Source organism: Variovorax ginsengisoli (genome assembly GCF_030811835.1).
Lineage (GTDB): Bacteria > Pseudomonadota > Gammaproteobacteria > Burkholderiales > Burkholderiaceae_C > Variovorax > Variovorax ginsengisoli_C.
The window spans coordinates 100,059-125,252 of record NZ_JAUSRO010000014.1 but is presented as its reverse complement, the minus strand read 5'-3'; the positions used below and the strand labels follow the sequence as shown (position 1 = coordinate 125,252).

23 protein-coding genes and 1 pseudogene are annotated in these 25,194 nt (G+C 67.1%); 10 read left to right on the top strand and 14 right to left on the bottom strand.

What is annotated here, in order from left to right; genetic code table 11:
• Nucleotides 1-93: 93 nt before the first annotated feature.
• Nucleotides 94-1,002 (bottom strand): LysR family transcriptional regulator, encoded by a 909-nt coding sequence (locus J2W36_RS20500; protein ID WP_307691622.1) that lies wholly within the window; start codon nt 1,000-1,002, stop codon nt 94-96.
• A gap of 184 nt (nt 1,003-1,186) precedes the next feature.
• Here J2W36_RS20500 and J2W36_RS20495 point away from each other — a divergent pair, with 184 nt between their 5' ends.
• The 3 genes from J2W36_RS20495 (at nt 1,187) to J2W36_RS20485 (ending at nt 4,476) form a co-directional block, all read left to right on the top strand.
• Nucleotides 1,187-2,287 (top strand): BMP family ABC transporter substrate-binding protein, encoded by a 1,101-nt coding sequence (locus J2W36_RS20495; RefSeq protein WP_307691621.1) that lies wholly within the window; start codon nt 1,187-1,189, stop codon nt 2,285-2,287.
• 117 nt (nt 2,288-2,404) lie between these two features.
• On the top strand, nt 2,405-3,913 hold the full coding sequence (locus tag J2W36_RS20490) for a SidA/IucD/PvdA family monooxygenase (protein WP_307691620.1): 1,509 nt from the start codon (nt 2,405-2,407) through the stop codon (nt 3,911-3,913).
• Nucleotides 3,910-4,476 (top strand): ureidoglycolate lyase, encoded by a 567-nt coding sequence (locus J2W36_RS20485; protein WP_307691619.1) that lies wholly within the window; start codon nt 3,910-3,912, stop codon nt 4,474-4,476. The genes J2W36_RS20490 and J2W36_RS20485 overlap by 4 nt, the downstream gene beginning before the upstream one ends.
• On the opposite strand, the gene J2W36_RS20480 is transcribed toward J2W36_RS20485, so the two are convergent.
• Genes J2W36_RS20480 through J2W36_RS20460 form a run of 5 tightly spaced genes read right to left on the bottom strand, consistent with a single transcriptional unit; the run spans nt 4,460 to nt 10,292 of the window.
• A complete protein-coding gene (locus tag J2W36_RS20480) occupies nt 4,460-5,383 on the bottom strand; it encodes an ABC transporter permease (protein ID WP_307691618.1) in 924 nt (307 codons plus the stop codon). The genes J2W36_RS20485 and J2W36_RS20480 overlap by 17 nt on opposite strands.
• Nucleotides 5,380-6,426, bottom strand: coding sequence for an ABC transporter permease (locus J2W36_RS20475; RefSeq protein WP_307691617.1), 1,047 nt, complete (start codon nt 6,424-6,426; stop codon nt 5,380-5,382). The genes J2W36_RS20480 and J2W36_RS20475 overlap by 4 nt, the downstream gene beginning before the upstream one ends.
• Nucleotides 6,416-7,930, bottom strand: a complete 1,515-nt coding sequence (locus J2W36_RS20470; RefSeq protein ID WP_307691616.1) for an ABC transporter ATP-binding protein — start codon at nt 7,928-7,930, stop codon at nt 6,416-6,418. Before J2W36_RS20470 ends, J2W36_RS20475 begins: the two co-directional genes overlap by 11 nt.
• Nucleotides 7,927-9,300 (bottom strand): amidase, encoded by a 1,374-nt coding sequence (locus J2W36_RS20465; protein WP_307691615.1) that lies wholly within the window; start codon nt 9,298-9,300, stop codon nt 7,927-7,929. The genes J2W36_RS20470 and J2W36_RS20465 overlap by 4 nt, the downstream gene beginning before the upstream one ends.
• A 5-nt stretch (nt 9,301-9,305) precedes the next feature.
• Nucleotides 9,306-10,292 (bottom strand): BMP family protein, encoded by a 987-nt coding sequence (locus J2W36_RS20460; RefSeq protein WP_307691614.1) that lies wholly within the window; start codon nt 10,290-10,292, stop codon nt 9,306-9,308.
• A 256-nt stretch (nt 10,293-10,548) separates the two neighbouring features.
• Between J2W36_RS20460 and J2W36_RS20455 the strand changes: the two genes are divergently transcribed.
• The 7 genes from J2W36_RS20455 (at nt 10,549) to J2W36_RS20425 (ending at nt 16,895) form a co-directional block, all read left to right on the top strand.
• Complete coding sequence (locus tag J2W36_RS20455; protein WP_307691613.1) at nt 10,549-11,106, top strand: hypothetical protein; 558 nt, start codon at nt 10,549-10,551, stop codon at nt 11,104-11,106.
• Nucleotides 11,103-12,311, top strand: coding sequence for a PrsW family intramembrane metalloprotease (locus J2W36_RS20450; RefSeq protein ID WP_307691612.1), 1,209 nt, complete (start codon nt 11,103-11,105; stop codon nt 12,309-12,311). The genes J2W36_RS20455 and J2W36_RS20450 overlap by 4 nt, the downstream gene beginning before the upstream one ends.
• Nucleotides 12,312-12,446: 135 nt before the next feature.
• A complete protein-coding gene (locus J2W36_RS20445; RefSeq protein ID WP_307691611.1) occupies nt 12,447-13,082 on the top strand; it encodes a thermostable hemolysin in 636 nt (211 codons plus the stop codon).
• Nucleotides 13,079-14,551, top strand: a complete 1,473-nt coding sequence (locus tag J2W36_RS20440; protein WP_307691610.1) for an AMP-binding protein — start codon at nt 13,079-13,081, stop codon at nt 14,549-14,551. Before J2W36_RS20445 ends, J2W36_RS20440 begins: the two co-directional genes overlap by 4 nt.
• A 14-nt stretch (nt 14,552-14,565) precedes the next feature.
• Nucleotides 14,566-15,258: an iron-containing redox enzyme family protein gene (locus J2W36_RS20435; protein ID WP_307691609.1), complete on the top strand. Its 693-nt coding sequence runs from the start codon at nt 14,566-14,568 to the stop codon at nt 15,256-15,258.
• Entirely contained in the window at nt 15,255-16,154 is a 900-nt protein-coding gene (locus J2W36_RS20430; protein WP_307691608.1) for an SDR family oxidoreductase, read from the top strand. The genes J2W36_RS20435 and J2W36_RS20430 overlap by 4 nt, the downstream gene beginning before the upstream one ends.
• A gap of 30 nt (nt 16,155-16,184) precedes the next feature.
• On the top strand, nt 16,185-16,895 hold the full coding sequence (locus tag J2W36_RS20425) for a tetratricopeptide repeat protein (protein WP_307691607.1): 711 nt from the start codon (nt 16,185-16,187) through the stop codon (nt 16,893-16,895).
• A 16-nt stretch (nt 16,896-16,911) separates the two neighbouring features.
• On the opposite strand, the gene J2W36_RS20420 is transcribed toward J2W36_RS20425, so the two are convergent.
• From J2W36_RS20420 to dapD, 8 genes and pseudogenes are all read right to left on the bottom strand, one after another.
• Nucleotides 16,912-18,264, bottom strand: coding sequence for an ATP-binding protein (locus J2W36_RS20420; RefSeq protein WP_307691606.1), 1,353 nt, complete (start codon nt 18,262-18,264; stop codon nt 16,912-16,914).
• Nucleotides 18,261-18,935: a response regulator gene (locus tag J2W36_RS20415; protein ID WP_307691605.1), complete on the bottom strand. Its 675-nt coding sequence runs from the start codon at nt 18,933-18,935 to the stop codon at nt 18,261-18,263. The genes J2W36_RS20420 and J2W36_RS20415 overlap by 4 nt, the downstream gene beginning before the upstream one ends.
• A 100-nt stretch (nt 18,936-19,035) precedes the next feature.
• The gene (locus tag J2W36_RS20410) at nt 19,036-19,197 is read right to left on the bottom strand and encodes a hypothetical protein (protein ID WP_307691604.1); all 162 of its coding nucleotides are present in this window, start codon (nt 19,195-19,197) and stop codon (nt 19,036-19,038) included.
• A 263-nt stretch (nt 19,198-19,460) separates the two neighbouring features.
• Nucleotides 19,461-19,955 (bottom strand): annotated as a pseudogene (locus tag J2W36_RS20405) (hypothetical protein); the annotation flags it as partial.
• Nucleotides 19,956-19,969: 14 nt separating this feature from the next.
• Nucleotides 19,970-22,021 (bottom strand): ABC-F family ATP-binding cassette domain-containing protein, encoded by a 2,052-nt coding sequence (locus J2W36_RS20400; protein ID WP_307691603.1) that lies wholly within the window; start codon nt 22,019-22,021, stop codon nt 19,970-19,972.
• A 228-nt stretch (nt 22,022-22,249) separates the two neighbouring features.
• On the bottom strand, nt 22,250-23,131 hold the full coding sequence (gene prmB, locus J2W36_RS20395; RefSeq protein WP_307691602.1) for a 50S ribosomal protein L3 N(5)-glutamine methyltransferase: 882 nt from the start codon (nt 23,129-23,131) through the stop codon (nt 22,250-22,252).
• On the bottom strand, nt 23,128-24,300 hold the full coding sequence (gene dapE / locus J2W36_RS20390; protein WP_307691601.1) for a succinyl-diaminopimelate desuccinylase: 1,173 nt from the start codon (nt 24,298-24,300) through the stop codon (nt 23,128-23,130). The genes prmB and dapE overlap by 4 nt, the downstream gene beginning before the upstream one ends.
• Before the next feature lie 47 nt (nt 24,301-24,347).
• Complete coding sequence (gene dapD, locus J2W36_RS20385; protein WP_307691600.1) at nt 24,348-25,172, bottom strand: 2,3,4,5-tetrahydropyridine-2,6-dicarboxylate N-succinyltransferase; 825 nt, start codon at nt 25,170-25,172, stop codon at nt 24,348-24,350.
• Nucleotides 25,173-25,194 lie beyond the last annotated feature (22 nt).

Below are 25,194 nucleotides of genomic sequence, written 5' to 3'. Positions count from 1 at the left end.
TTCTTGTCAGAGTCTCATTGCCAGAGTGGGGGGCATGCCCGGTCGTTTGCACAATGACGCTCATGCTCACCCATTGCGCTTGGCGCCTGATCATCAGCCCGCCAACACCGACAGGCCGGAGATCAGGCGCTCGATCAAGATCGATGGGGCAACTGGCAGAGGGCGCCGACGCTTCGTGCATATCGCGATGGTGTCGGTGTGCATGCCCGCGTCTGTGAGCGGAACAAAGACGAGTTCACTGCGTTCGAGTTCGCCCAGGATGCCGACGCGGGTGCGTACGGCGCTCCCCATACCCATCTTCACCAGGGCGTTGATGGTCTCGAACGAGTTGGATTCGACGCGCATCGACAGCGGCTTTGACGACTCGTTGGCAAACTGCCGGTCGAGCATCTGGCGAATCGCATAGCCGCCATCTGGAATGATCAGCGGCTCGCCCACCAAGTCGGCGAGCCGTAGCGACTTGCGCATCGAGAGCCGGTGCGCGGGAAGCATCACGACGCCGATCGACACCGATACCTGTTTGCGCCGCTGCACCTGCGGATGAGGAAGGGGGTCGAAGGCCAGGCCGATATCGTATTCGCCTTGCGCAACACCCTCTGTGATGCTCGGCATGTCCGTCACCTTGATGCTGAAGCTGACCCCCGGATATTGTTCGCTGAAGGATGCGATCACGCGCGGCAGAAAGTCCTTGCCCAAGCCTTCTTCGCAGGCGATCGTGACATGGCCACGCCGAATGCCTCGCAGGTCCTCGATTTCCGACAGCATCCGCTCCATGCCGTGATGCGTCTGTTGCACATAGCGATAGAAGGTTTCTCCCGCAGCGGTCAGGCTCACGCCCTCGGCGCTGCGCTCGAAGAGCTGACACTTCATCTGCGCCTCGAGCTTGATGATTTGCCGATTGACGGCCGAGGGTGTGATGTCGAGCGATTCGGCGGCCTTGCGCATGGATTTTTTTTGCGCAGCCTCTCGAAAGTAGATGAGCGCGTTCCAGTGGAAGTGCATGCAGGACAGTCGGGGTAGGTAAAAGCAGTCGGCCGGTGCGCAATGTACACATTTTTCGCGCTGCGCAGCCGGGGTCATGGTGCCGCCTCGATGGCGACGCTGCGTGGACTTTGGGCCTCTTCCCTGCAACGGGTGCGGCAGGGAAGATGAGATCCATTCCTCCAATTCTCCTGAAAGGTCAGTGATGTCGCACAACAGTCGATGGGTCGCGGTTGCCCTGGTGGGCACGGTCGCAGCAGGGTTGAGCGCCGCGCCACCCGTGGAGGCTGCAGATGGCTTCACCCTGACGGACAAGCCCAAGATTGCATTGATCTATGCAGGCCCGCGCAATGACGGCGGTTGGGTCCAATCCTTCGAAGAGGCACGTGCAAAGATCGAGCGTGATACAGGCACCAAGATCCAGTTCGTCGAGAACGTGCCCGAGGACGCCTCGGCCATCAAGCCGGCGGCCGAGCGCTTCATCTCGCGCGGCGCCAACATCATCATCGGCACCGCCTTCGGCTACTCCGACAGCTTCAAGGAGCTGGCTGCCAAATACCCCAACGTCGCCTTCCTCAACGGCTCGGGCACCACCAACGCCAGCAACCTCGAAGCCTTCTATGGCCGCACCTACGAGAGCCAGTACCTGTGCGGCATGGCCGCCGGCGCGGCATCGAAGACCGGCAAGCTCGGCTTCGTCGCAGCCAACCCCTTCGGCGTGGTGAACTGGACGGTGAACGCCTTCGCGCTGGGTGCGCAGAAGATGAACCCCAACGCCACTGTCAACGTGATCTACACCGGCGCCTGGAACGACCCGGTGAAGGAACGCGCCGCGGCCATGGCCTTGATCGACCAGGGCGCCGACGTGATCGGCCAGCACGTCGACTCGCCCACGCCGCAGATCGTCGCCCAGGAGCGCGGCGTGTACGGCACCGGCCACCACCGCGACCTGCGCCAGTTCGCGCCCAAGGCCACGCTGTGCTCGTCGGTGTGGGTCTGGGACAAGTTCCTCACGCCCGAACTCAAGAAGATCATGGCCGGCAACTGGAAGCCGTCGCCCTACGGCGCCTTCATCGAAATGAAGGACGGCGGCACCGACATTGCCGGCTTCGGCGCGGGTGTGCCCAAGGACAAGGCAGCACTCATCACGGCGGAGCGCGACGCGATCATGAAGGGCAAGCAGATCTACGCCGGCCCGCTCAAAGACCGCGAAGGCAAGGAGCGCGTGGCCGCCGGCGCGGTGCTCTCGGACGCCGACCTCTGGAAGATGGACTGGTACGTCAAGGGCGTGGTCACACAGAAGTAGCTTCTTCCCATCCATACCTCAACTGCAGAAAACAACTTCCGCGTTGACTCTCTCTGTCCACCATCTATGTTTGCCCCTGATTTATCCTTGCGCAAGCCCGCAACGTCCCACCCTGTGATGCCCCTGGGCTCCACCGCCACCGCTGAGCTTGCACAGATGGCGCGCGCCGAACTGGCGATGCTGGCCTATCCCGACCGTGCGTGGGTGTTGCCGCCGACGGGTGACCACACGGAGTCGCTGTTCAATGTCGTGGTGGTTGGCGGCGGCCAGTCGGCGCTGGCCATTGGCGCGCGACTCCAGCGCGATGGCGTGGACCGAGTCCTGTTGTTGGACGCCGCAGAGGAGGGCGCTGAAGGCGTATGGGACAACTTCGCTCGCATGCCGGAGCTGCGCACGCCGAAACAGCTCAATGGCATGGACATGGGTTTGGCCAGCCTCAGCGTGCAGCGCTGGTACGAGGCGCGTTATGGCGCCGCAGCCTGGGAGTGCATCGATCGCATTCCGCGCAGCGCCTGGGCTGACTACCTTCGCTGGTATCGACGCACCCTGGCGCTGCCGATGCACAACGAGGTGAAGGTGCACAACGTGCGTCCAACCGGCTCATGGATCGCCATCGACGCGCAGACCCCGACCGGTCCACGGACCTACTTGACGCGTGTCGCGGTGCTGGCCACCGGCTTTGACGGCGCGGGTGAATGGCGCGTGCCAACCCTTGTATCCGACGCTTTGCCCCCTGAACGCTACAACCACTCGGCCGATGCCATCGACTTCACACGCTTGAAGGGGCAGCGCGTGGGGGTCCTGGGGCATGGCGCATCGGCCTTCGACAACGCGGTCGCCGCACTGCGCGCTGGCGCCGCATCGGTCGACCTGTGCTTCCGCCGAGCGCGATTGCCACGGGCCAACCCGCATCGGCATGTGGAGACGGCTGGCTTCATGCAGCACTTTCATGCGCTCCCCGATGCCGTTCGCTGGCAAGTGGCACAGCATTTTCGCGAGGTCGATCAGCCGCCACCGCGCGGCAGTTTCGATGCGGCACTGAGCCTACCGGGCTTCCGGATGCGCGCCGGCTGTCCATGGAATGCCATCCGCGTCGCAGAGCACAAGGGCCGCATGGAGATCATCGTGGACACCCCGCATGGAGCGTTGCATTTCGACCATCTGATCTGTGCCACTGGCCAGACGCTGGATCTCGCCGCCCGGACCGAGTTGCGCACTCTGGCACCGCTGGTGGCTCGCTGGCGCGATCGCCATGGATCGGCAGCGAATGCGCCGGCAGGGCAAGCGCCATATCTGGGACCGCATTTCGAATTCCAGGAGGCCGTCCCCGACACCGCACCCTGGGTTTCGCGCGTCTTCGCTTTCAACAGCGCCGCGCACGTCAGCCACGGTCCGCATTGCACCTCGATCAGCGGTCATAAACATGCGCTGCCGCTGGTCGTCCAAGGCATCACACGCAGGCTCTTCCTCGATCAGGCTGCGCAGTTGGTGCCCAACCTGCATGCGTACGCCGAAGCGGAACTCGTGATGCCGGCGGGCGTCGAGAACGACTGCTGGCCACCGTCGGCTGAACCATCGGCATCGGCCGAACCCCCATCTCTCCCAACATCGGCGCTCGCACCATGACCATGCCTCATACCCAAGCGGACCAGGATGTCCGAACCATTGACTTGCCCGTTCGAAAGCTGACGAGCGAGGCGTTCGCCGCTTTCGGCACCGTCATCGCTGCGACCGAAGACGGCATGCCTTTCGGTCCGAACGATGCTCAACTCGACCTTTCGCAGGGGACTCCTCGCTTCTACAACATGCGCCTGCCCGGACGTGGGCTGTGTTTCAACCGCATCACGCGTCATCGAGCGGTGACGCAGGCGCTCGCGTCTGTCGGCGGCTTCGATTGGTTGCTGGCCGTCGCGCCACCGTTTGCACTGGAAGACCCCCGCGCCGAACCACGGCCGCAGGATATCCAGGCATTCCGTATCCCCGGCAATGTCGCAGTGATGCTGCACGCGGGCACTTGGCATGCCGGACCGCTGTTCACGGCCGCCGAGATGTGCTTCTTCAATCTGGAGCTCGCCGACACCAACCTCACCGATCACCACACCTGCGATCTGAGCATTCGGTACGGCATCGCCATGCAACTGACGGAGTCGCCGCCCGGCCAAGAGCCGCCCGTCAGCGCTCACCCTTGATGAAGGGCGTCATCAAGGCGTGGGGACCGATGGCGCGCCGCGCCATTGGCACCATCGCGGCGATGGCCAGCAGGTAGGGCAGCATCAGGAACAGTTGGTACGGCACGCCGGGCAGGAGTGTCTGCAGCCGGAGTTGGTAGGCGTCGAACCAGGCATAGAGAAGGGCGCCGAGCAGCGCCGTGCCCGGACGCCAGGCGCCGAACACCACCAGCGCCAGCGCCATCCAGCCGCGGCCCTGGACCATGTTGATCACGAAGCTGTTGAAGGCGGCCGTGCTCAGGAAGGCGCCGCCGAGCGCCATCAGCGCACTGCCGACTGTGAGGCAGCCGTAACGAATCGCGATGACGTCGATGCCTTGCGCCGCCGCGCCCTGCGGGTGCTCGCCGACCAGCCGGATCGCCAGCCCGAGCGGAGTGAAGCGCAGTACATAGGCCACCAGCAGCACCAGCCCGATGGCCAGGTAACTCGGTGCAGTGGCGGCCAGGAAGGGCGAGTCCAGCCATGGCAGGTTCAGCGGCGCGAAGGCGACGATGGTCGGCGGGGAGGCCGTGCCCGGCACCGCGATCCGGTAGACGAACGACGACAGTCCCGTGGCAAGCAGTGTGACGCCGAGCCCGGTGACATGCTGCGACTGCGCCATCGAGATCGAGAAAATGCCGTGGAAGAAGCCGAAGCACGCACCAGCGAACGCTGCGATCAGCCACGCCGTCCAGAGTCCGAAACCGGCATGCACGCAGAACCAGGCGGTCAGCGCGCCGACGGTCATGATGCCTTCGATGCCCAGGTTGACGATGCCGGCCCGCTCGCAGATGAGCTCCCCCAGCATGGCGAAGATCAGTGGGGTGGCGATACGCAGAACCGCCGCCCACAACGTGGCGGTCAGCAGGGTTTGCAAAGCGTCGTTCATCGTCGGATCCGGTAAGTCAGAACGAACGAGGTGGCGAGCATCGCGAACAGCGAGAGCGCGACCATCACGTCGGCGATGTAGCTCGGCACGTTGAAGGCGCGGCCCATGGTGTCGGCGCCGACGAAGATGGCCGCCACCAGGAACGCTGCCAGCGGCACGGCGCCCGGATGCAGCTTGGCCAGCATCGCGACGATGACGCCGGTGTAGCCAAAGCCCGGCGACAGGTCGCCGGTGACAAAGCCCCGCAGTCCCATCACCTCGATGGCCCCCGCCAGGCCCGCGAGTCCGCCCGACCACAGCGCCGTCCAGATCACAATCCGGGTGGTCGAGATGCCGGCGAAGCGAGCGGCCGCAGGGTTGTGCCCGACCGCCCTGCGCTGCAGTCCGAACGAGGATCGGGACTCGACCAGGGCGATCAGCAGCGCGCAGCCCAGTGCGATCAGCAGGCCTGCGTGCAGGCGGGTCTGCGATAACAGCTTGGGCAGCATGACCGCCTCGAGTACCGGTTCGGTCTGCGGCCAGCCCATCGACATCGGGTCGTGCATCGGCCCCTGGATGAGCAGCGACACCAGCAACAGCATGACGAAATTCAGCAGCAGCGTGGTGACCACGTCGTCCACGTTGACCCAGTGCTTGAGCATCGCAGGCCCGAGCAGATAAAGCCCGCCCCCCAAGGCGCCGGCGAAAAGCAGCAAGGGCGTCAGCAGCCAGGTGGGCAGATTCAATGCGCCGGTGCCGAGCGCGGCCACCGCAAGCGCGCCGGCATAGAACTGCCCTTCGGCGCCGATGTTCCAGAGCCGCGCCCGAAAGGCCACCGCGCAGGCAAGGCCGGTGAGGATCAGCGGCGTGCTGCGGGTAAGGACCTCGCTGATGGCCAGGCGTGAACCGAAGGCGCCCTTGACCAGCGCGAGCCAGCTGGGCCACACCGGTGCGCCCGCCGCGGCGATCAGCAGGGAGCCCAGCAGCAGCATCAGCAGGCAGGCCCCCGCGATGCCCAGCACGACCAGGCTGGCTGGTTGGCTGTCGCGCCGTTCAATGCGCATGGGCGGCCTCGCCGAGCATCATCAGGGCGATGCGTTGGAGGTCATAAGGCGCCGTCAGGGGCGCCGAGATACGCCCGTCCTGGATCACCACGATGCTGTCGGCCAAGCCCAGCGCTTCGTCGAGGTCTTCGGTGATCAGCAGCACGCCGGCGCCGACCTCGCGTGCCTGCAGCAGGCGACTGTGCGTGTCGACCACGGCGCCTTCGTCGAGTCCGCGGGTCGGTTGGCAGGCGACGATGAGTCGTGGGTTGGCATCGAGGCCGCGTCCGATGATGAGTTTCTGCATGTTTCCGCCCGAGAGCAAGCGCGTTCGTTGTTCGGGACCGGTGCAGCGGATGTCGAAGTCGGCGATGAGCCGCGCGGTCTGTGCGCGTGCGGCGCCTTGGCGCAGCCAGCCCAGCCGGACGAAGCGCGGGTCGTCCAGGTCTTCCAGAACGGCGTTCTCCCACAGCCTCAGGTCGCCAACCACGCCTTCCTCGTGCCGGTCTTCTGGAATACGTGCGACTTGGGCTGCGTGCATGCCGGCGGCATGCGCGCGCCGAACAGTCCTGCCATTGATCTCCAGCAGGCCGGCGCGCGGTACGGCCAGGCCGCAGGCCAGGTCGATCACGGCGCGTTGCCCGTTGCCGGCCACCCCCACAAGGGCCACGATCTGGCGCGCATGCACCACCAACCGAGCGTCGCTGAGCGCCGGCGCGCCCTGGCTGGCCACACCTTCGAGCCTGAGCACCGGCTCGCCCGCAGTCAGCGCCTGGCGCGAGGGGCGCGACACGCGGCGGCCCACCATCAGTTCGGCCAGCGCGCCGCGGTCCATCGAATCCGCCGGACGCACCGCGACAATGCGGCCCGCCCGCAGGATCGCGACCCGGTCGGACACGCGCAGGACCTCGTCGAGCTTGTGGCTGATCAGGATCACCGACAAGCCCTCGGCAGCCATGCGGCCCAGGGCTTCGAACAGACTGGCGGACTCGATCGGCGTGAGCACGGCAGTCGGCTCGTCGAGCACCAGGATGCGCGCACCGCGGTAGAGCGACTTGAGGATCTCGACACGCTGTCGTTCGCCGACGGACAGCCGCGCCACCTTGGCGTCGGGCTCGACCGCCAGGCCGAACTGCTGGCTGAGCGCACGGAGCTTCTGACGGGCCAGCCGACGCGACGAGACCGGTCTGAAGATCGACTGCGTGCCGGCCATCACGTTGTCGAGCACCGAGAGGTTGGCGGCCAGCGTGAAGTGCTGATGGACCAGTCCCACACCGGCAGCGATGGCTGCGCTCGGCGACCCGGCGGCCAGCCGTTGGCCGAAGACCTCGATGTGGCCAGCGTCAGCGACATAGTGGCCGAACAGAATGCTGATCAGGGTGGTCTTGCCGGCGCCGTTCTCGCCCAGCAGGCCGAGCACTTCGCCCGGCGCCAGCTCAAGCGAGATGTCGTCGTTGGCGAGCTTGCTTGCGAAGCGTTTGCTGATTCCGTACAGGCCCAGTGCGAGAGGCGCCGGAGAACTCACGGTGCCACCGGACGCCACGGGAAGTGGGCTTCGAACCAGGCTGCCAGGCCCAGCAGACGTGTTTCGGACCCGACGCGGCCCATCATCTGGATCGCCAACGGCCGGCCCGCAGCATCGCTGCCGTGCGGTACCGAGATGGCAGGGCAGCCCGACGCATTGGCCACGGCGGCGAAGGGCGCGTAGCGGTCGAAGCGTGCGAGGTGCTGGTCGAGGTCGTCGCCATCGGTGCGCAGCACGCCGATCTCGGGCAACGAACAGGCCAGTGCGGGCGTCAGAAGGACGTCGACCTCGCCGAAGAAGTCGGCCATGAGGTCGGTGCTGCGGGCGACGGCGATCTCGGCCGCCATGTAGTTCGTGGCGGTGAAGGTCATGCCTCTTCGGGCCGCCGCCCAGGTGATGGGCTCCAGGTCGTCGGCAGCGGGGTTCAGGCTTTCGACGGCACTTGCGCTGCTTCGGCAGGCATAGGTCATGAAGGCGAGGGCGGCATCGGTGCAGGCGGGCTTCAACCGCTGCCCATCGATGGGCGTGACGGTGTGGCCGGCCGCGCGCAAGGCGGCGGCCGCGGTCGACGCCGCATCGACCCATGCAGCCTCCATGCGGGAACCCAGCGGTGCCTCCAGCAGCAAGCCGATACGCAATGGCGCCACCCGCTCGAACGAAGGCGCCTCGCGTGTGACCCATTGCCAGACGGCGATGCTGTCGCGCACGCTGCGGGTCACGACGAACTCCGCCGCCATGTCGCCGAAAACATTGCCGTAATCGGGGCCGCGCGGCACCGCACCACGGCCAGGCTTGAGGCCCAGCACGCCGCATGCGGCGGCCGGGATGCGGATCGATCCACCGGCGTCGGTGGCGTGCGCGACCGGCACGATGCCGGCAGCCACCGCCGCCGCCGCGCCGCCGGACGAGCCGCCCGCGCCGAAGGCTGGTGCCCAAGGGTTGCGGCAGACCGGGCCGACCATCGGCTCGCTGCTCAGGTTGAGACCGAACTCAGGCACGGTGGTCTTGCCGAAGGGCACGAAGCCGCCTTCACGCAGCCTGGCGATCAACGCCCCGTCGCGGGCGTCGGGCGGCACGCCGCGTGCGAGCGAGCGCGAGCCAGCGCGTGTGGGCAGGCCTGCCATCGGCGCGCCCAGGTCCTTGACGGCGAAGGGCACGCCGGCGAACGGCCCCGTCGACGCAGGGCCTTGGAGCTGCGTCCAGGCGAGGTCTTCGCCGAACTGGCTGAAGGCGCCGAAAGAAGGCTGCAGGCGATGCGCCCGGTCGATCGCCATCGTCAGCAAGACGGCGGGATCGACCCTTGCCTGCACGACGGCCGATGCGAGCGCCGTCGCGTCGGACTCGACGTATTCGTTCTCGTCGAAGCGCATCGAATTCAGGCTGGCTTCGCGTCGTTGATCGGGACGGTGAAGCTCCCCGCCTTGATGGCGGCGCGTTTGGCCATCATCTTTTCGATGGCGGCGGCAGGCACGAGCTGTTTGTCGAAAAGAACATCGTTGCCGCCCTTGTCCATCATGCTGAACGCGCCGTAATCCTTGCCCGCCGGCCTGCCGGCCACGGCATCGGCCAGGGCCGCGTCCAAGGTGGGACTGAAGTACCAGACGGCGCTGGCGATGACCGTCCCCGGATAACGCGGCATGTAGTCGAGCAGCGACCCGATCGCCAGCTTGCCGCGCGCCTTCGCGCCGTCGGCCGTGCCGATGCGCTCGCCGAAGAGGATGTCGCAGCCGCCATCGATTTGCGCGACGGCCGATTCCTGCGCTTTCGGCGGGTCGAACCAGGTGTTGATGAACCCACTCTGGAACACCAGGCCGGACTTGACTTCGCTGGCGCCGGCACGAAACGCGTTGATCAGGCGGTTGACCTCGGGGATGGGAAAGCCACCGACGGCGCCCAGCTTGCCGGTCTTGGTCAGGCTGCCGGCCAGCATGCCGCTGAGGTAGGCGGCCTCGTAGTTCCGGGTACCAAAAACGCTGAAGTTCTCGCCCTGCGGGCCGGCGCTGGAGCCCATCAGGAAATAGACCTTGGGGTAGTCCTTGGCAACTGCGCGCGCGTCGCGCTCGGCACCGTAGCTCTCGCCGACGATCAGCTTGGCACCCGACTGGGCATACTCGCGCAGCACGCGGGGATAGTCGGTGTTGGTGACGTTCTCGGAGAACACATAGTCGATCTTGCCGGCGGCAGCGGCCTGCTTCAGGGCCTCGTGCAGCCGGGAGTTCCAGGCGTTCTCGACCGGCGATGCGTGCACACCGGCCACCTTGATCTTTTCGGCGGCGTTGGCACGCCCCATCAGGAGCGGCAAAGACATGCCAAGCGCCAGACCGGTGAAGGTGCGACGTCCTGGGCTTCTGGGTTGGGTCATTTCAACTCCGTGTGAAGATGGTCGTGCCTTGTTTGAGCAACTATCGTGCCAAACTTTATTCAATCCAGACAATGACTTGGAGATATCTCTACGTCCTGGTTGAAACTCAGTGCTCCAGAATGGACCAAGTGGTCAAACCGATGGGCAAACTTGGTGCGCGACCGTAGCGCCGTGATTGCGTTGCGAAGCAGGCAACAGCCATCAGCCAGGGTCCCGAGGCGATGAGGAGATCGGCGCGCTATGGCACGATTCCGGGATGCACGATCCTTCCCGCCGCATTCCGTATCGAACATGGCCGGGGGCCTTTGCTGTGTTGGCGGCCATCTTGGCCTACGTCGGGTTCCTGACGGCATGGGACCGCCACACGCCGGGCAGCCTCGAATTGGACCCGGGGCGGACGGTGACCCTGGGCCACGTTCGCTTCGTGCCGGCCGATGGCTGGAGCATGGATGTGTCACGCTCGAGGTTCGGCCAGTCACTGTCGCTGTTCAAGGGGCGCCACCGGTTCGAGGTGAACATCGAGCAGTGGGACGGCGGGCCGGCAGGGCCTGTCGTGCGACTGCGGCGCATGGTCGAGCGCGGCCAGGGTCTGCACATCGATGGCGAGATGTCCGATTTCGTCAACACGTGGGGGCTCGAGGGTACAACCTTTGCCTATTACGGCCCCCGACTCGCTGGCCGGTTGTGGCAGTCGGTCGACACGCAACGCCGGACCCTGGTCAAAGTCGACTTCCAGGGACCTAACGAGGGGATGGAAACCGCATTGGAAGACGCCCGCACGATGGTTGATTCGATGGACTTCGGTGCGCCATGAAGAACGCCCTCAACATCGATGCCGACGCCAGCGGGCCCATCGGCACCGACTCGTTCTTCCAGCCTCGCCGCGCGGCGTTCTGGGTGCTGACCGGGCTGATCGTCAACGGCCTGTTCTACACCCTGCAAATGTTCTCGATGGGGCTGAGAGTCGTCCCGGTCACCGTTCTGTTGGGTTTGCTGGTCTGGGCCGGCTATACAGCGCTGTTCATGCTGGCGTTCCGGGCGCTGGACCTGCTGGATCAGCACCCATGGGAGGCCTTCTTGTTGGCTTTCGGCTGGGGCGGCTTGGGTTCGGTTTTTTTCGCGGCACCAGCCAACCTGGCGTTCCAGAGTCTTTGCAGCAAGCTGATTTCACCGGAGTTCGCCGCTGCCTGGGGTGCGGCGCTGGCCGGCCCTACGACCGAAGAATTCATGAAACTCGCCGGTGTGGTGCTCATGATTCTGGTCGCGCGCAACCAGTTTCAGACGCACCTCTCCGTGCTCATCGTCGGCGCCATGACGGGACTCGGTTTCCAGGTCATCGAAAACCTCGCGTACACCGTCAAAGCTTCCATGCATTTTCCGCTCGAAAGCCAGGTCGAGCCTGTGCTGCTGAATCTGCTGACGCGCGGTCTGCTTGCTGGGCTGTGGACTCATGCGGCTTTCTCCACGATCGCTTCTTACGGTATCGCCTGGTTTCTGCTGCATCCGCAGCGTCGCATCGCCAGCCGTCTGGCGATGGCTATCGCGTGCTTCACTTTGGCGTGGTTCCTCCACTTCTTCTGGAACTCCCCCTTGCTGGAGGATGTCTTCAGTGAAGAACTCACGGGCCTGGTGTTGCTGACTTGTGTCAAGGGCATACCGGTGTTGCTGGCCGCGGCCCTGTTCTGGCATGTGGCGGCGCGCGAGAACGGCGCCTACCTCCATGCCCTTGGCGCCTACTTCGTTCCCGAACGCGCCCTGATCGCCGACGACGAATGGCTGCGCCTGGGTGCGCCGCTGCTGCGCTGGCAAGCGCGACGTGAAGTCCGTCGCAGGTTCGGCGCGCAGGCAGGTCTTCTGAAGACACGATTGCAGCGTGAGCAACTGCGACTCATCCACAAGGCAGCCACCTACGGGAGAGGACCGCAGACACGGCAGCACGAGCTTGCCATCCTGCGACTGCGTGAGGCGTTGGACCTGAGCATGTCGAGAAACAGCCAGCGCGACGCCGCTGTGCCGTAACGGGTGGGATGTGCCCGGTGAGTCACCGCGGTGCCTGCCACGCCAACTTAAGGTGCGCTTAATCGCCATGCGCGACCATCCGTTCCTTCAAGCCGAGCCGCCTTTCGGCACGGGACCGAAGGAGTTTGAATGTTCATGGCTGTTTCCTCCGACGACGGCAATCCGTCGCCGCCGGCCGGTGTCGCGTCCGAGCGGCTCGCTCTTGTCGTGCATGGGCACGACGACCCGCGGCGCGCTGAGGTCGAAGCCTTCATCAGAGACGTTTTTGCGCAGCGCTACGGCGCCCGTGTGCAGCAGTTCACCCCGGTCCTGGTGAGCCTGCAGGACCGCGGCAAAATCGTTGCGGCCGCTGGGTACCGCAGCGCCGCGGGTGCGCCGCTGTTTCTCGAGCGCTACCTGCCGTCGCCGGTTGAGACACTGCTCGCCGCGCAAGCCGGGGCCGAGCCGGTGCGCCGCAGCGTGGTCGAGGTAGGGCACCTCTCGGCGTCACGGTCCGGCGAGGGGCGGCGCCTGATCGCGCTGCTCGGCCCGCACTTGGCCGCACAAGGCTTCCAGTGGGTCGTGAGCACGCTCACGACCGAGTTGCGTCAGCTCTTCGTGCGCATCGGCGTCACGCCGCTGGCGCTTGGCACCGCCGACCCGGCCGCCCTTGGTGCGGAGGCCACGCACTGGGGCAGCTACTACGACCATCGACCGGTCGTGCTGGCCGGGCACCTCGGCCAGGCGCTGCACCACATGACGCGTCGCGCTGCAGCGAGGGATGCGCAATGACGGCGCTCGCCCTGGGCGCCACTGCGGCCCTGGAGGACGGCGAGCGCGCCTGGCAGCGCGAGGCGTTGCAGGCCGAGGTCGATGTCCTGCGCGATCGGCTGGTGGCCCAACGCACGCAGGTGCTCGCCACGTTGATGGACAACGGTGCATCCTGGGTCGTCGCAGACCTTGCGGCCGCTGCGGCTGGCGTCGTGCATGTGCCGCTGCCGGTGTTCTTCACGCCCGAGCAGATCGGCCACGCCCTGCAGGCCGCAGGCGTCGACACGGTGTTGACCCTGCCCATGCTGGCCGCCCGATGGGCTGGCGCCCCGACGGTGGACATCGCCGTCGCAGCGCAGCCCCTGGCCATGCTGCGGCTGCCGGGCGCCCCCGTGCCGATGCCCGCCGGCACGGCCAAGATCACCTTCACCTCGGGCACCACCGGCGCGCCGAAGGGCGTGTGCCTCTCTGGCGCGGCGATGCAGCAGGTGGCAGAGGGACTGGTCACGGCCATGGCCCCGCTCGACATTCAACGCCACCTGTGCGCGCTCCCGTTCGCAGTGCTGCTGGAGAACATCGCGGGCCTGATGGCGCCGCTGATGCGCGGCGCCACCTGCGTGGTGCTCCCGCTGGAACAACTCGGCCTGCGCGGATCGTCGAGCTTCGATGCCGTGCAGTTCCAGAGCGTGGTCGCAGCCCGGCAGCCGCACAGCATCATCCTGCTGCCGCAGATGCTGCGCGCCTGGGTCGGCCACCTGCTGCAGAGCGGGCAGCGCGCACCGGCATCGTTGCGCATGGTGGCCGTCGGCGGCGCGGCCGTGGGCGCCAAGCTGCTCGAGGCAGCGCAGGCTGTTGGCATTCCGGCGCACGAAGGCTACGGGCTGTCCGAGGGCGCCTCGGTGCAGACCTTGAACCTGCCGGGCGCGGCGCGCGCCGGCAGTGCCGGGCGTGTGCTGCCCCATGCGCGGCTGCGCATCGCCGCGGACGGCGAAGTCGAAGTCGCCGGCAGCCTCTTCAGCGGCTACCTGGGCCACACGCCAGCACCGCAAGCATCGCAGGCGCCACCGGCCTGGTGGCCGACCGGTGACCTGGGCATGATCGACGCCGACGGCTTCCTGCACATCCAGGGCCGCAAGAAGCACGTGCTGATCACGGCCTTCGGCCGCAACGTGTCGCCCGAATGGGTCGAGACGGCCTTGCGCGGCGAGAACGCCATCGCGCAGGCGGTGGTGTTCGGCGACGGCGAGCCGGCCTTGAGCGCGGTGCTGTGGCCGACGCGGCCCGACCTGCCCGACACCGTCCTTCAGGCGGCGGTCGAAGCGGCCAACGAACTGCTGCCCGACTACGCCCGTATCGAACGTTGGGCGCGCGGCCGGGCCGACTTCAGCGCCGCGTCCGGCCTGGCCACCGCCAACGGTCGCCCGCAGCGCGCGGCCATTCTTCAAATGCACGCGGATGCCCTCGAGACGGCATCGCGTCCCACCCCTTGAACCCTGGAGCCTTCATGACTTTCTACCCACGCCTGGTCCAAGAGACCGCCGACGCACGCATGGGCCTGCTGGGCACGCCCATCATCCAGGGCTGCCTGCGCGGCGAGGTTTCGCTGCCGAGCTACCTGGCCTTTCTGCGTGAGGCCTATCACCATGTGCGCCACACCGTGCCGTTGCTGCATGCCTGCCAGGCCGCACTGCCACCGGCCAATCAATGGCTGCGCGGGCCGCTCGACGAATACATCGAGGAGGAGCAAGGCCACGACCTGTGGATCCTCGACGACATCCGTGCCTGCGGCGGCGATGCCGATGCGGTGCGAAACGGCCCCCCCGGCCACGCGACGGAGGTGATGGTGGCCTATGCCTACGACACCATCGCGCGGCGCAATCCGCTCGGTTTCTTCGGCATGGTGCATGTGCTCGAAGGCACGAGCGTCTCGCTCGCCCTGATGGCTGCCGACCAGATCCAGAAGCCGCTCGGCCTGCCGGATGCGGCCTTCAGCTACCTGCGCTCGCACGGCACGCTCGACCAGGAGCACACGGCGCATTTCGAACTGCTGATGGATCAGGTCGAGTCACCGGCGGACCAGGCCGACATCATCCATGCGGCACAGGCGTTCTACCGGCTCTATGGCGACGTGTTCCGCAGCCTGCCGTTGCCCGTGCCTGCAGCGGTATCGACCACGGCCAAGGCGGTCGCGGCATGAAGGCGAAGGACGCGCGTGTGCTGCTGACGGGGGCCACCGGCGGCATCGGCCAGGCGGCCGCGGCCGCACTGGTCGGCGCGGGGGCCAGCGTCATGCTGCTCGGCCGCTCGCCTGCGCGGCTGGCCGCGCAGGCGCGGGCGCTGGCTCGCACCTGCACCGGTGCTGGTGCCCATGCACCGCCGCCCAGCATCGAGTGGTATGCCGCCGACCTCACCCGCACCTCGAGCCTCGCCGGCATCGCCGAGGTCGCAGCCGGCTGGGGCTGCAACGTCCTGGTCCACAACGCGGGCGTGCCCGCCTTCGGCCGCATCGAGTCCTTCGCCACGAACGAGATGGCCCAGGTGCTGCACCTGAACCTGTTCGCCCCCATGCTGCTGACCCAGGCGCTGCTGCCGCATCTGCGCAGCTGCACCGAGTCGCGCGTCGTCTTCGTCGGCTCGGTGCTCGGGCGCCTGGGCCTGCCGGGCTTCAGCGTGTACAGCGCCAGCAAGTTCGGGCTGCGCGGCTTCGCAGAGTCGCTGCGGCGCGAACTGGGCGGGACGTCGGTCGGCGTCCAGTATCTGGGCCCGCGCAGCACACGGACCGCCTTCAACAGCGACGCCGTCGACGGCTACAACAAGGCCACCGGCACGGCAATGGACGCGCCGGAAGTCGCCGCAAGGGCGCTGTTGCAACTGATCGAGAGTGGCGCGGCCGAGCGCTTCCTGGGCTTTCCCGAAAGTCTGGCGGTCCGCCTGAACGGCGTCGCACCCGGACTGCTCGACGGGTCGTTCCGCAAGCACCGCGAGAGCCTGCCGCCCGTCACGACATCCCCGACGGCGGTGCTGGATGGCACCTTGCCGAGGGACACCCCGGCCGAAGCCGACAGCCATTCGCTGATGCGCAACGCCCTCTGAATTCCCACCACGAAGACAACGAAGACAACGATGACCGCCACCCTGACCGATCTCCACGCCCCTCTGTACGCCTCGCGCTCCCGCTCGCGCCGACGGCTGACCGGATGCCTCGCCGCCAGCCTGGTCACCCTGACGCTGTTCGCTGCGCTGCCGGCCCGAGCCGCCGCCGTCGACGACGCCGTCGCCGAGCTGCAGCACGACTGGGAGGCGATCCGCTACCAGAGCCCCGCCGCCGAACGCGAGAAGGGCTTCGAGGCGCTCACCGCCAAGGCGCACAAGGTGAGCGAGGCCTTCCCCGGCCGCCCCGAACCGCTGGTATGGGAAGGCATCATCGTGAGCTCATGGGCCGGCGAAAAGGGTGGGCTCGGCGCGCTCGGCCTGGTCAAGCAGGCCAAGGCGCTGTACGAATCCGCCATCGCCATCGATGGCGCTGCGCTCGAAGGCTCGGCCTACAACAGCCTGGGCGTTCTCTACTACAAGGTGCCGGGCTGGCCGGTCGGCTTCGGCGACAAGGCCAAGGCGAAGGAACTGCTGACCAAGGCACTCACGCTCAACCCGAAGGGCATCGACCCGAACTTCTTCTACGGCGAATACCTGGTCGAGACCAAGCAGCCGCAGGAGGCGGTGACTTACCTGGAACGGGCGCTGCAGGCGCCGTCGCGGCCCGGCCGCCAGGTCGCGGACACCGGCCGAAGGGAAGAAGCACGGGCGTTGCTCGACAAGGCCAAGGCCGCCAGGTAGTTCACCAGCGTCGCGCTCAGCGGTGGGCGTTGTCGAAGCGCAGCAATGCGCGCACGCCCGTGCCGTCGGCACGGCTGCCGAACACCAGTTCGAGTCCGTGCAGCTGCGCGATGCGGCGCACGATCGATACGCCCAGGCCACTGCCAACCTCCTGCTGGCCGTCGGGCCGGTAGAAGCGCTCGCCCAGGCGGGCCAAATGCTCGGCGGACAACGGTGGACCGGCGTTTTCGACCTCAATGCTTTCTTGCCCGATGCGCAGCGTCACGGCGCTGCCGGCCGGCGCGTAGCGCACTGCGTTGTCCAGCAGGTTGCGCAGCAGCACGGTCAGCAAGTGTTCGTTGCCCAGCAGCGGCATCGGGTGCCTGCCGGGTGGTGGCCAGTCGCAGGCCAGCTCGATGTTGCGACGCTCGGCCAGGGCCAGGCAGTCGCTCATGGCCTGCTCGACGATGGGCGTCCACTGCACCTCGTCGAGCGTCGGTGCAATCCCGGATTCGACACGCGACAGCGCCAGCATCTGGGTGACCAGGCGGTCCATTCGGTCGAGGCCGATGCCGAACTTGGCCTCGGCCGCTGCGCGCTCGGCCGGGCTGCCGGCGTGCTGCACCACGTCCCACTGCGCGCGCAGCACGGCCAGCGGCGTGCGCAGTTCGTGCGCCGCATCGGCAGTGAAGCGACGCTCGCGCACCAGCATCTGCTCGATGCGCGCGAAGAGCCCGTTCATCGCGCCGAGCATGGGCCGCAGCTCGGCCGGTGCACGCTCTTCTGGCAGTGGCTGGAGATCGTTGGCGGGGCGGCGTTGCAGCACGCGTGTCAGCCTTGCCATGGGCGACAGCGCACGCCTGACCGCCCAGGCCATCACGCCCAGCAGGACGGGCAGCACCAACAGCCAGGGGACGACCTGGCTGACCGTCAGGCCATAGACCAGTTCGTCACGTTCGTAGACGCGCTGGCCCGAGGCCACCAGCCACCGGCCGTCGAAGGACTGCAGGTAGTAAACACGCCAGGCATGGCCACGCAACTGCTCGTCGACGAACCCGCCGCGCTCGGGGCGGTAGGGCAGCTGGACGCCTTCACGGTCGGAAATCATCAGTTGGCCGCTGCGGTCCCATACCGCCACTGCCAGGTCGCCCTCATCGGCATCGCCGGTTCGCACGGCACCCCCCTTCGGCGCAGGGGGTGGCGGCACCGCCTCGACCGGCAGGCCGTGGCCCAGCGTGGCCTGCACCTGGCGCGCCAGCCGGATCAGCTCGGCGTCGAAGAGCTCGTTGACCTCGAGCCGCGCACGGCTGAGCGAAAAGTACAGCGCCACGCCCCAGACCAGCGGTGCGCAGATGAGCAGGTACAGCAGGAGCCGCCGCTGCAGGCTCAAGATGCCACCTCGCAGGAACCCAGCGCATAGCCCACGCCGCGTACCGTGCGAACGATGTTCGGATCGATCTTGCGGCGCAGGTGGTGGATGTGCACTTCGAGGGTGTTGCTCTCGGGCTCGGCACCGCTCCAGTCGTAGAGCTTGTCCAGCAGGTGCGCCTTCGAAAGCACGCGCTGCGGCTGGCTCAGGAAAGCTTCGAGCAGGGCCAGTTCGCGGCCGGTGAGATCGACCTGCGCGCCCCGCCATCGGACCACCTTCGCTGCCGGGTCGTACGCCAGGGCGCCATGCTGCCAGGACGCCTGTGCCTGGCCCGCGGAACGGCGGACCAGCGCGCGCAGCCGCGCCGCGAGTTCGTCGATCGTGATCGGCTTGACCAGGTAGTCGTCGGCGCCGGCGTCCAGTCCCTCGATGCGCTGCTCGATGCCGTCGCGCGCGGTCAGGATCAGCAGCGGCAGCGTGAGCCCGCGCTCACGCCAGCGCCTCAGCCACATCATGCCGTCGCCGCGCGGCAGGCCGAGATCGAGCACGACGGCGTCGAACGCGGCGCCTGCGAGGGCGACGTCGGCCTGGGCGCCATCGCCGAACCCGTCGACCGCATGGCCGCGCTGGCGCAGGCCCGTGGCCAGGGCATCGCCCAGCAGGACATCGTCTTCAACGATCAGCAAACGCATGGTCGGTCTCTCCGCGCGGTCGGATCGAGCGCGCCAGACGCATTATGGACAGCCGCACAGGCCAGGCCTGCGCAGATTGAAGCGACCCGCTGTGCGTATCTCAGGCGCGCGGTGGCGCCTTGTGATTTTCAGCTCCGTCTTGCGCGGCAATGACGGCTTCGTCGGCAGCGTCGGCGAGGCTTGCGACGCGAATGAGGCTGTAACCCGTGAAGCCGCCACTGCACATGACGATGGTGACGATGGACCAGAAATGTCGAAACATGGCTTTCTCCCGTTGGCTCAAGGGACGCGAGTTTGCGGGCCCCAAGCTGAGGTGAAACTGAATGCGCGGCACCGCAATTGCAACAGCAAGAACAAAAAAGGTAAGGAGCGACCTCGGTCATCGCCGAGGGCGCCGTGCTTTGGCATGCCGTCCGTTCAGCGCAGACGCAGGCGCCGCATCATCCGGTCGAAACCCGCCACTTCCGTCTTGCCGGATGGCAGTCTGGCCCCTTGTGCGGCGGACGGGTCAGTTGCCGCCGGGGTGGCCGAAGGCGCGGGCAGCACGTGCTGAACCGATTTCGCCACGCGCACGCAGTCCTTGATATGCATCTCTCCGAGCGCGCGCATGGCGGTGTACCCCAGCGCAGCGGATACCACCTGGCCGGCGATCGGCACGTACTTGGTGGCCTGCTTGGCTGTCAATCGCATGCCCGCGTGGCGCGCCAGCGTGAGGATCAGATCCCGCGTGACCAGCCGTCCCACGAGCACGGCGCCCAGTGTCGAGGCGGCCTTCTGAATGCGCTCGCGTTTGTGCGGCGCCAGGTGCTCGACCTGTGTGACAGACAGGCCGAATTCCGCGCTGATCTGCGGCACCAGCCGAGTAAGGAGGGCCGCGTCGGCCGCCCAGTCGATGCCCGGCAGGGGCACGGCGCTGGCGGCCGCTGCCATGAGTGCCTTGCGGCCAATGAGTCGGCGTGCCCGCAGCACGGCGGCGACGAGGGCCGGGTCACCTTCGGCGAGTTCGAGGGCAGAGGCCATGCGCGGGGTCCTTTCTAGGCGGTCAGTGTCTCGAGTTGATCCGACAAGGCCAGCCAACGTTCCTCGAGCTGGGCTATATGGTCGTTGACCAGTTTAAGGCGCTTGCCGGCTTCGGCGATTTCCGCGGCTGGCAGCGGCTGGGCCAGCCGCGTTTCGAGTGTGGCTTTCTCGGCGCCGGCTGCCGAGAGCTGTTCGTCGATCTGGGCGATCTCTCGCTTGATCGGCTTGAGCTGTTCGTTGCGCTGCTGGCGGTCCTGGGCGCCTTGCTTGCGCTGGTCGCGGCCTGCGGGCGGGGCGGCCGTGGGCCCTGCCGCCGCCGTTGCCGCCGTCACGGAGGCAGCAGGAGCAGCCACGGGCACAGGAGCGGCCGCCGCCGCCGCGACCGCCTGGGCGGCTGCGTTCTTGACCGATTCCTTGGCCTCCTCGCGCAGGCGCTTGGCTTCTTCGAGCAGGTAACGCTGGTAGTCGTCAAGGTCGCCGTCGAAGTCGGTCACGCCGCCGCGGCCCACCATCCAGAACTCGTCGCAGACGGAACGCAGCAGGGCGCGGTCATGGCTCACCAGCATCAGCGTGCCTTCGAACTCGTTCAAGGCGACGGCCAGGGCTTCGCGGGTGGCGAGGTCCAGGTGGTTGGTGGGTTCGTCCAGCAGCAGCAGGTTGGGGCGCTGCCAGACCATCATGGCCAGCACCAGCCGCGCCTTTTCGCCGCCGCTCATGGTGCCGACCGGTTGCTTGACCATGTCGCCGTTGAAGTTGAAGCTGCCCAGGAAGCCGCGCAGCGCCTGCTCGCCGGTCGGTTCCTTGGCGGCGGCACCGAGCTCCCGCGCCATGCGCACCATGTGTTCGAGCGGCGTGTCCTGCGGACGCAGCACGTCGAGTTCCTGCTGCGCGAAGTAGCCGATGTTCAAGCCCTTGCCTTCGGTCACCGTGCCGGCCAGCGCGCCCATTTCGCGCGCAATGGTCTTCACCAGCGTGGACTTGCCCTGGCCGTTGGCACCCAGGATGCCGATGCGCTGGCCTGCCTGCACCGACTTGCTGACGTTGGTCAGGATGGTCTTGGGCGTGTCGTCGACGATGTAGCCGAAGCTGGCATGCGTGATCGACAGCATCGGGTTCGGAATGTTGCCCGGCTCCTTGAATTCGAAGGTGAAGTCGGCCTCGGCCAGCAGCGGAGCGACTTTCTCCATGCGCTCGAGTGCCTTCACGCGGCTCTGTGCCTGCTTGGCCTTGCTGGCCTTGGCCTTGAAGCGATCGATGAACTTCTGCAGGTGTGCGATCTTTTCCTGCTGCTTGCCGAAGGCGGCCTGCTGCTGCTCCATGTGCAGCGCGCGCATCTCTTCGAACTTGCTGTAGTTGCCGCCGTAGCGCGTCAGTTGCGCATTCGCAATGTGCAGCGTCACGGTGGTCACCGCATCGAGAAATTCGCGGTCGTGGCTGATGACGATCATCGTGCCTTCGTACTTCTGCAGCCAGGCTTCCAGCCAGACGAGTGCGTCCAGGTCCAAGTGATTGGTGGGTTCGTCGAGCAGCAGCAGGTCGCTCGGGCACATGAGCGCGCGTGCGAGTTGCAGCCGCATGCGCCAGCCACCGGAAAAGCTCGTCACCGGATGGTCGAGTTCGTGGCTCTTGAAGCCCAGGCCGAGGATCAGGGCCTGGGCGCGCGGCACGGCGTCGTGCTCGCCGGCGTCGGCCAGGTCGGTGTAGGCGTGGGCCAGTGCCATGCCGAGGTCACCGTCGTCCGGGTTGGCTTCGTAGGCTTTTTCGACGCGGGCAAGGGCCTCGCGCTGCTCGACCAGCCGCGTGTCGCCGCCCACCACGAATTCGGTCGCGCCTTCCTCGGTTTCGGGCATGTCCTGGGCCACCTGCGACATGCGCCACTGCTTGGGCAACGTGAAGTCGCCGCCGTCTTCGTGCAGCGTGCGGTTGAACAGGGCGAACAGCGTCGACTTGCCCGCACCATTGCGGCCCACGAGGCCCACGCGCTCGCCGGGGTTGATGGTGGCGTTGGCGCCATCGAGCAGCAGTTTGGCGCTGCGGCGCAGGACGACGTTCTTCAGAGTAATCATTGGCTTGGCGAAATGAGGCCCGGGGCTGCGATGGCCGACCGCACGGTCGCGGCTCGGGTGCCGTGGGCAAAGGTAAAGGGTGGCCGTCGATCACTCGTCCGTAGACGGATGCATCGGCGCCCGGGCGGCTACCGGACGGCCGATCGCGCTTCGATCATGCGGGCCTCACCGTGGACGACCTTGGAGGAAAGATCGCCGGGCCCGCCATTGTAGCGGGCGCGCCGTTTTTCAGGCGTGGTCGCGGGCCAGCGCTTCGCGCGTGAGCAGCAGGACCTGGTCTTCGCCAGCCGAGGTTTCGAGCCAGATGGCCTCTTGCGCCAGCCAGGGGAAGGCGGCCTCGAAGTAGTCGCGCTCGTTGCCGATTTCCAGCACCAGCACCGCGCGTTCGCTCATCACGGCCGGCGCGTCGCGCAGCAGGCCGCGCACGAAATCCATGCCGTCGTCGCCGCCAGCGAGCGCAAGTTCCGGCTCGGCGAGGTACTCGGCAGGCAATGCGGCCATGCTGGCCGCATTGACATAGGGCGGGTTGCACAGGATCAGGTCCCACGGGCCCGGCAGCGCGTCCAGGCCATCGGATTCGCACAAGGTGACGCGGCTGTCGAGCTGGTGGCGCGTCACGTTGATGGCGGCCACTTCGAGTGCGGTGCGCGAGATGTCGGCTCCCGTCACCTCGACATCGGGATACGTCATGGCGGCAAGCACCGCCAGGCTGCCATTGCCGGTGCACAGGTCGAGCACGCGCTGCGTCCAGGCGCCCAGCCAGTGGTCGATGCCGCCGTCGGCCAGCAACTCGGCGATGAAGCTGCGCGGCACGATGGTGCGTTCGTCGACGTAGAAGGGCACGCCCTGCAGCCACGCTTCCTTGGTGAGGTAGGCCGCGGGCTTGCGGGTGTCGATGCGGGTGGTCAACAGTGCGTCCACGCGCGCGGCGTCGGCCGGCGAGACGGGCAGGTCGGCGACCGTATCGAGGTCGTCGATTGGCAGGCGAAGTTGCCACAGCACGAGCCAGGCGGCTTCGTCGAAGGCGTTGGCCGTGCCGTGGCCGAACGCCACACCGGCATCGGCCAGGCGCGTGGCGCTCGCTTCGATGAGTTCGATGACGCTGCTCATGCGGCAGCCAGGCGGGCTTCGAGCCCTTCGATGGTGCGGCGATAGATGTTCTTGAGCGGATCGATGTCGGCCACCGCGATGTGCTCGTCAATCTTGTGGATGCTGGCGTTGACCGGTCCCAGCTCGATGACCTGCTTGCAGATCTTCGCGATGAAGCGCGCGTCGCTGGTGCCGCCGCTGGTCGACAGCTCGGTGGCCATGCCGGTTTCGGCCAGGATGGCCTCCTGCACCGTTTCCACCAGCTCGCCCGGCTGCGTGAGGAAGGGCAGGCCGCCGACCGTCCAGGCCAGCGTGAAATCGAGGCCGTGGGCATCCAGCACGGCCTGCACGCGCTGCTGCAGCGACTCGACCGTCGATTCGGTCGAGAAGCGGAAGTTGAAGTCGATCACCGCCGTGCCAGGAATCACGTTGCCTGCGCCGGTGCCCGAATGGAAGTTGCTGATCTGCCAGCTCGTCGGCTGGAAGAAGGCGTTGCCCGCGTCCCAGCCGCCCGCCGCGTTGATTGCGACCAGGTCGGCCAGCGCGGGCGCAAAGGCATGCACCGGGTTCCTGGCCAGGTGCGGGTAGGCGATATGGCCCTGCACGCCCCGGACCGTGAGCTTGCCGCTCATGGTGCCGCGGCGGCCGTTCTTGATCATGTCGCCGCAGCGCTCGACCGAAGTCGGCTCGCCGACGATGCAGTAGTCGATCGCTTCGCCGCGCGCGGCCAGCGTGTTGCAGACGATGACCGTGCCGTCCACCCCCGGCCCTTCCTCGTCGCTGGTCAGCAGCAGGGCGAGCGTGAGCTGTGGTTCGGGCGTCGTCGCCAGGAACTCCTCGCATGCCACCACGAAGGCGGCAATGGAGGTCTTCATGTCGCAGGCGCCGCGGCCGTACAGCTTGCCGTCGCGGTGCGTCGGCGCGAAGGGATGGCTGGTCCACTGCTCGACCGGGCCGGTCGGCACCACGTCGGTGTGGCCGGCAAAGGCCAGCGTCTTCGTTGCACCACGGCCCGTGCGCACCGCCCAGAGATTGGTCACCCGGAACTCCGCCGGCCCGCTTTCGATGGTCTCCAGCCGGAAGCCCAGCGCGGCCAGGCGCTCACCGAGCAGGGGTTGGCAGCCACCGTCGTCGGGGGTGACCGAAGGCAGCGAGATCAGTTGTTCGGCGAGCAGCAGCGTGCGGGACATGGGGTGGGCGTGATGCGTGGGGCTGGCGGGCGGGGAATCGAAACGGATCAGTCGCGCAGCAGGTCGTTCAGGCTGGTGGTCGAGCGCGTCTTGGCGTCGACCTTCTTCATGATGATGGCGGCGTAGGTGCTGTACTTGCCGCCGGGCTTGGGCAGGTTGCCGGCCACGACGACCGAGCCTGCAGGCACGCGGCCGTAGCTGACGGAGTCGGTCGCGCGGTCGTAGATCGGCGTGCTCTGGCCGATGAACACGCCCATCGACAGCACCGAGTTCTCTTCGACCACCACGCCTTCGACCACTTCGGAGCGCGCGCCGATGAAGCAGTTGTCCTCGATGATGGTCGGGCCGGCCTGCAGCGGCTCCAGCACGCCGCCGATGCCCACGCCGCCCGACAGGTGGCAGTTGGCGCCGATCTGTGCGCACGAGCCCACCGTGGCCCAGGTGTCGACCATGGTGCCTTCGCCCACGTAGGCGCCGATGTTCACGTAGCTGGGCATCAGGATCGCGCCCTTGGCGATGTAGCTGCCGCGGCGGGCCACGGCCGGCGGCACGATGCGCACGCCGGCTTCCTTGAGTTCAGCGGCCGACAGGTGCGAGAACTTGGTCTGCACCTTGTCGTAGAAGCCGAGCGAGCCGGCCTGGATCTGCTCGTTGTCCTTCAGGCGGAAGGACAGCAGCACCGCCTTCTTGATCCACTGGTGCACGGTCCACTGGCCGACCGATTCGCGGGTGGCCACGCGCAGCTTGCCGTTGTTGAGTTCGCAGATCACGTGCTCGACCGCTTCGCGCACCTCGGCGGAGGCCTGGGCGGGCGACAGGTTGGCGCGGTCTTCCCACGCGGCGTCGATGGTCTGCTGGAGTTGCTGTGTCATGACTGGGTCTCTGAATTGAAAG

Bases quoted from the DNA above. Each gene is read 5' to 3' on its own strand.
- J2W36_RS20415 (WP_307691605.1), bottom strand. From the start codon at position 18,935: ATGCGTTTGCTGATCGTTGAAGACGATGTCCTGCTGGGCGATGCCCTG.
- J2W36_RS20440 (WP_307691610.1), top strand. From the start codon at position 13,079: ATGACGGCGCTCGCCCTGGGCGCCACTGCGGCCCTGGAGGACGGCGAG.
- prmB (WP_307691602.1), bottom strand. From the start codon at position 23,131: ATGAGCAGCGTCATCGAACTCATCGAAGCGAGCGCCACGCGCCTGGCC.
- J2W36_RS20465 (WP_307691615.1), bottom strand. From the start codon at position 9,300: ATGCGCTTCGACGAGAACGAATACGTCGAGTCCGACGCGACGGCGCTC.
- J2W36_RS20500 (WP_307691622.1), bottom strand. From the start codon at position 1,002: ATGCACTTCCACTGGAACGCGCTCATCTACTTTCGAGAGGCTGCGCAA.
- J2W36_RS20490 (WP_307691620.1), top strand. From the start codon at position 2,405: ATGCCCCTGGGCTCCACCGCCACCGCTGAGCTTGCACAGATGGCGCGC.
- J2W36_RS20480 (WP_307691618.1), bottom strand. From the start codon at position 5,383: ATGAACGACGCTTTGCAAACCCTGCTGACCGCCACGTTGTGGGCGGCG.
- J2W36_RS20475 (WP_307691617.1), bottom strand. From the start codon at position 6,426: ATGCGCATTGAACGGCGCGACAGCCAACCAGCCAGCCTGGTCGTGCTG.
- J2W36_RS20450 (WP_307691612.1), top strand. From the start codon at position 11,103: ATGAAGAACGCCCTCAACATCGATGCCGACGCCAGCGGGCCCATCGGC.
- J2W36_RS20430 (WP_307691608.1), top strand. From the start codon at position 15,255: ATGAAGGCGAAGGACGCGCGTGTGCTGCTGACGGGGGCCACCGGCGGC.
- J2W36_RS20435 (WP_307691609.1), top strand. From the start codon at position 14,566: ATGACTTTCTACCCACGCCTGGTCCAAGAGACCGCCGACGCACGCATG.
- J2W36_RS20445 (WP_307691611.1), top strand. From the start codon at position 12,447: ATGGCTGTTTCCTCCGACGACGGCAATCCGTCGCCGCCGGCCGGTGTC.
- J2W36_RS20460 (WP_307691614.1), bottom strand. From the start codon at position 10,292: ATGACCCAACCCAGAAGCCCAGGACGTCGCACCTTCACCGGTCTGGCG.
- J2W36_RS20485 (WP_307691619.1), top strand. From the start codon at position 3,910: ATGACCATGCCTCATACCCAAGCGGACCAGGATGTCCGAACCATTGAC.
- J2W36_RS20425 (WP_307691607.1), top strand. From the start codon at position 16,185: ATGACCGCCACCCTGACCGATCTCCACGCCCCTCTGTACGCCTCGCGC.
- dapD (WP_307691600.1), bottom strand. From the start codon at position 25,172: ATGACACAGCAACTCCAGCAGACCATCGACGCCGCGTGGGAAGACCGC.
- dapE (WP_307691601.1), bottom strand. From the start codon at position 24,300: ATGTCCCGCACGCTGCTGCTCGCCGAACAACTGATCTCGCTGCCTTCG.
- J2W36_RS20400 (WP_307691603.1), bottom strand. From the start codon at position 22,021: ATGATTACTCTGAAGAACGTCGTCCTGCGCCGCAGCGCCAAACTGCTG.
- J2W36_RS20410 (WP_307691604.1), bottom strand. From the start codon at position 19,197: ATGTTTCGACATTTCTGGTCCATCGTCACCATCGTCATGTGCAGTGGC.
- J2W36_RS20455 (WP_307691613.1), top strand. From the start codon at position 10,549: ATGCACGATCCTTCCCGCCGCATTCCGTATCGAACATGGCCGGGGGCC.
- J2W36_RS20495 (WP_307691621.1), top strand. From the start codon at position 1,187: ATGTCGCACAACAGTCGATGGGTCGCGGTTGCCCTGGTGGGCACGGTC.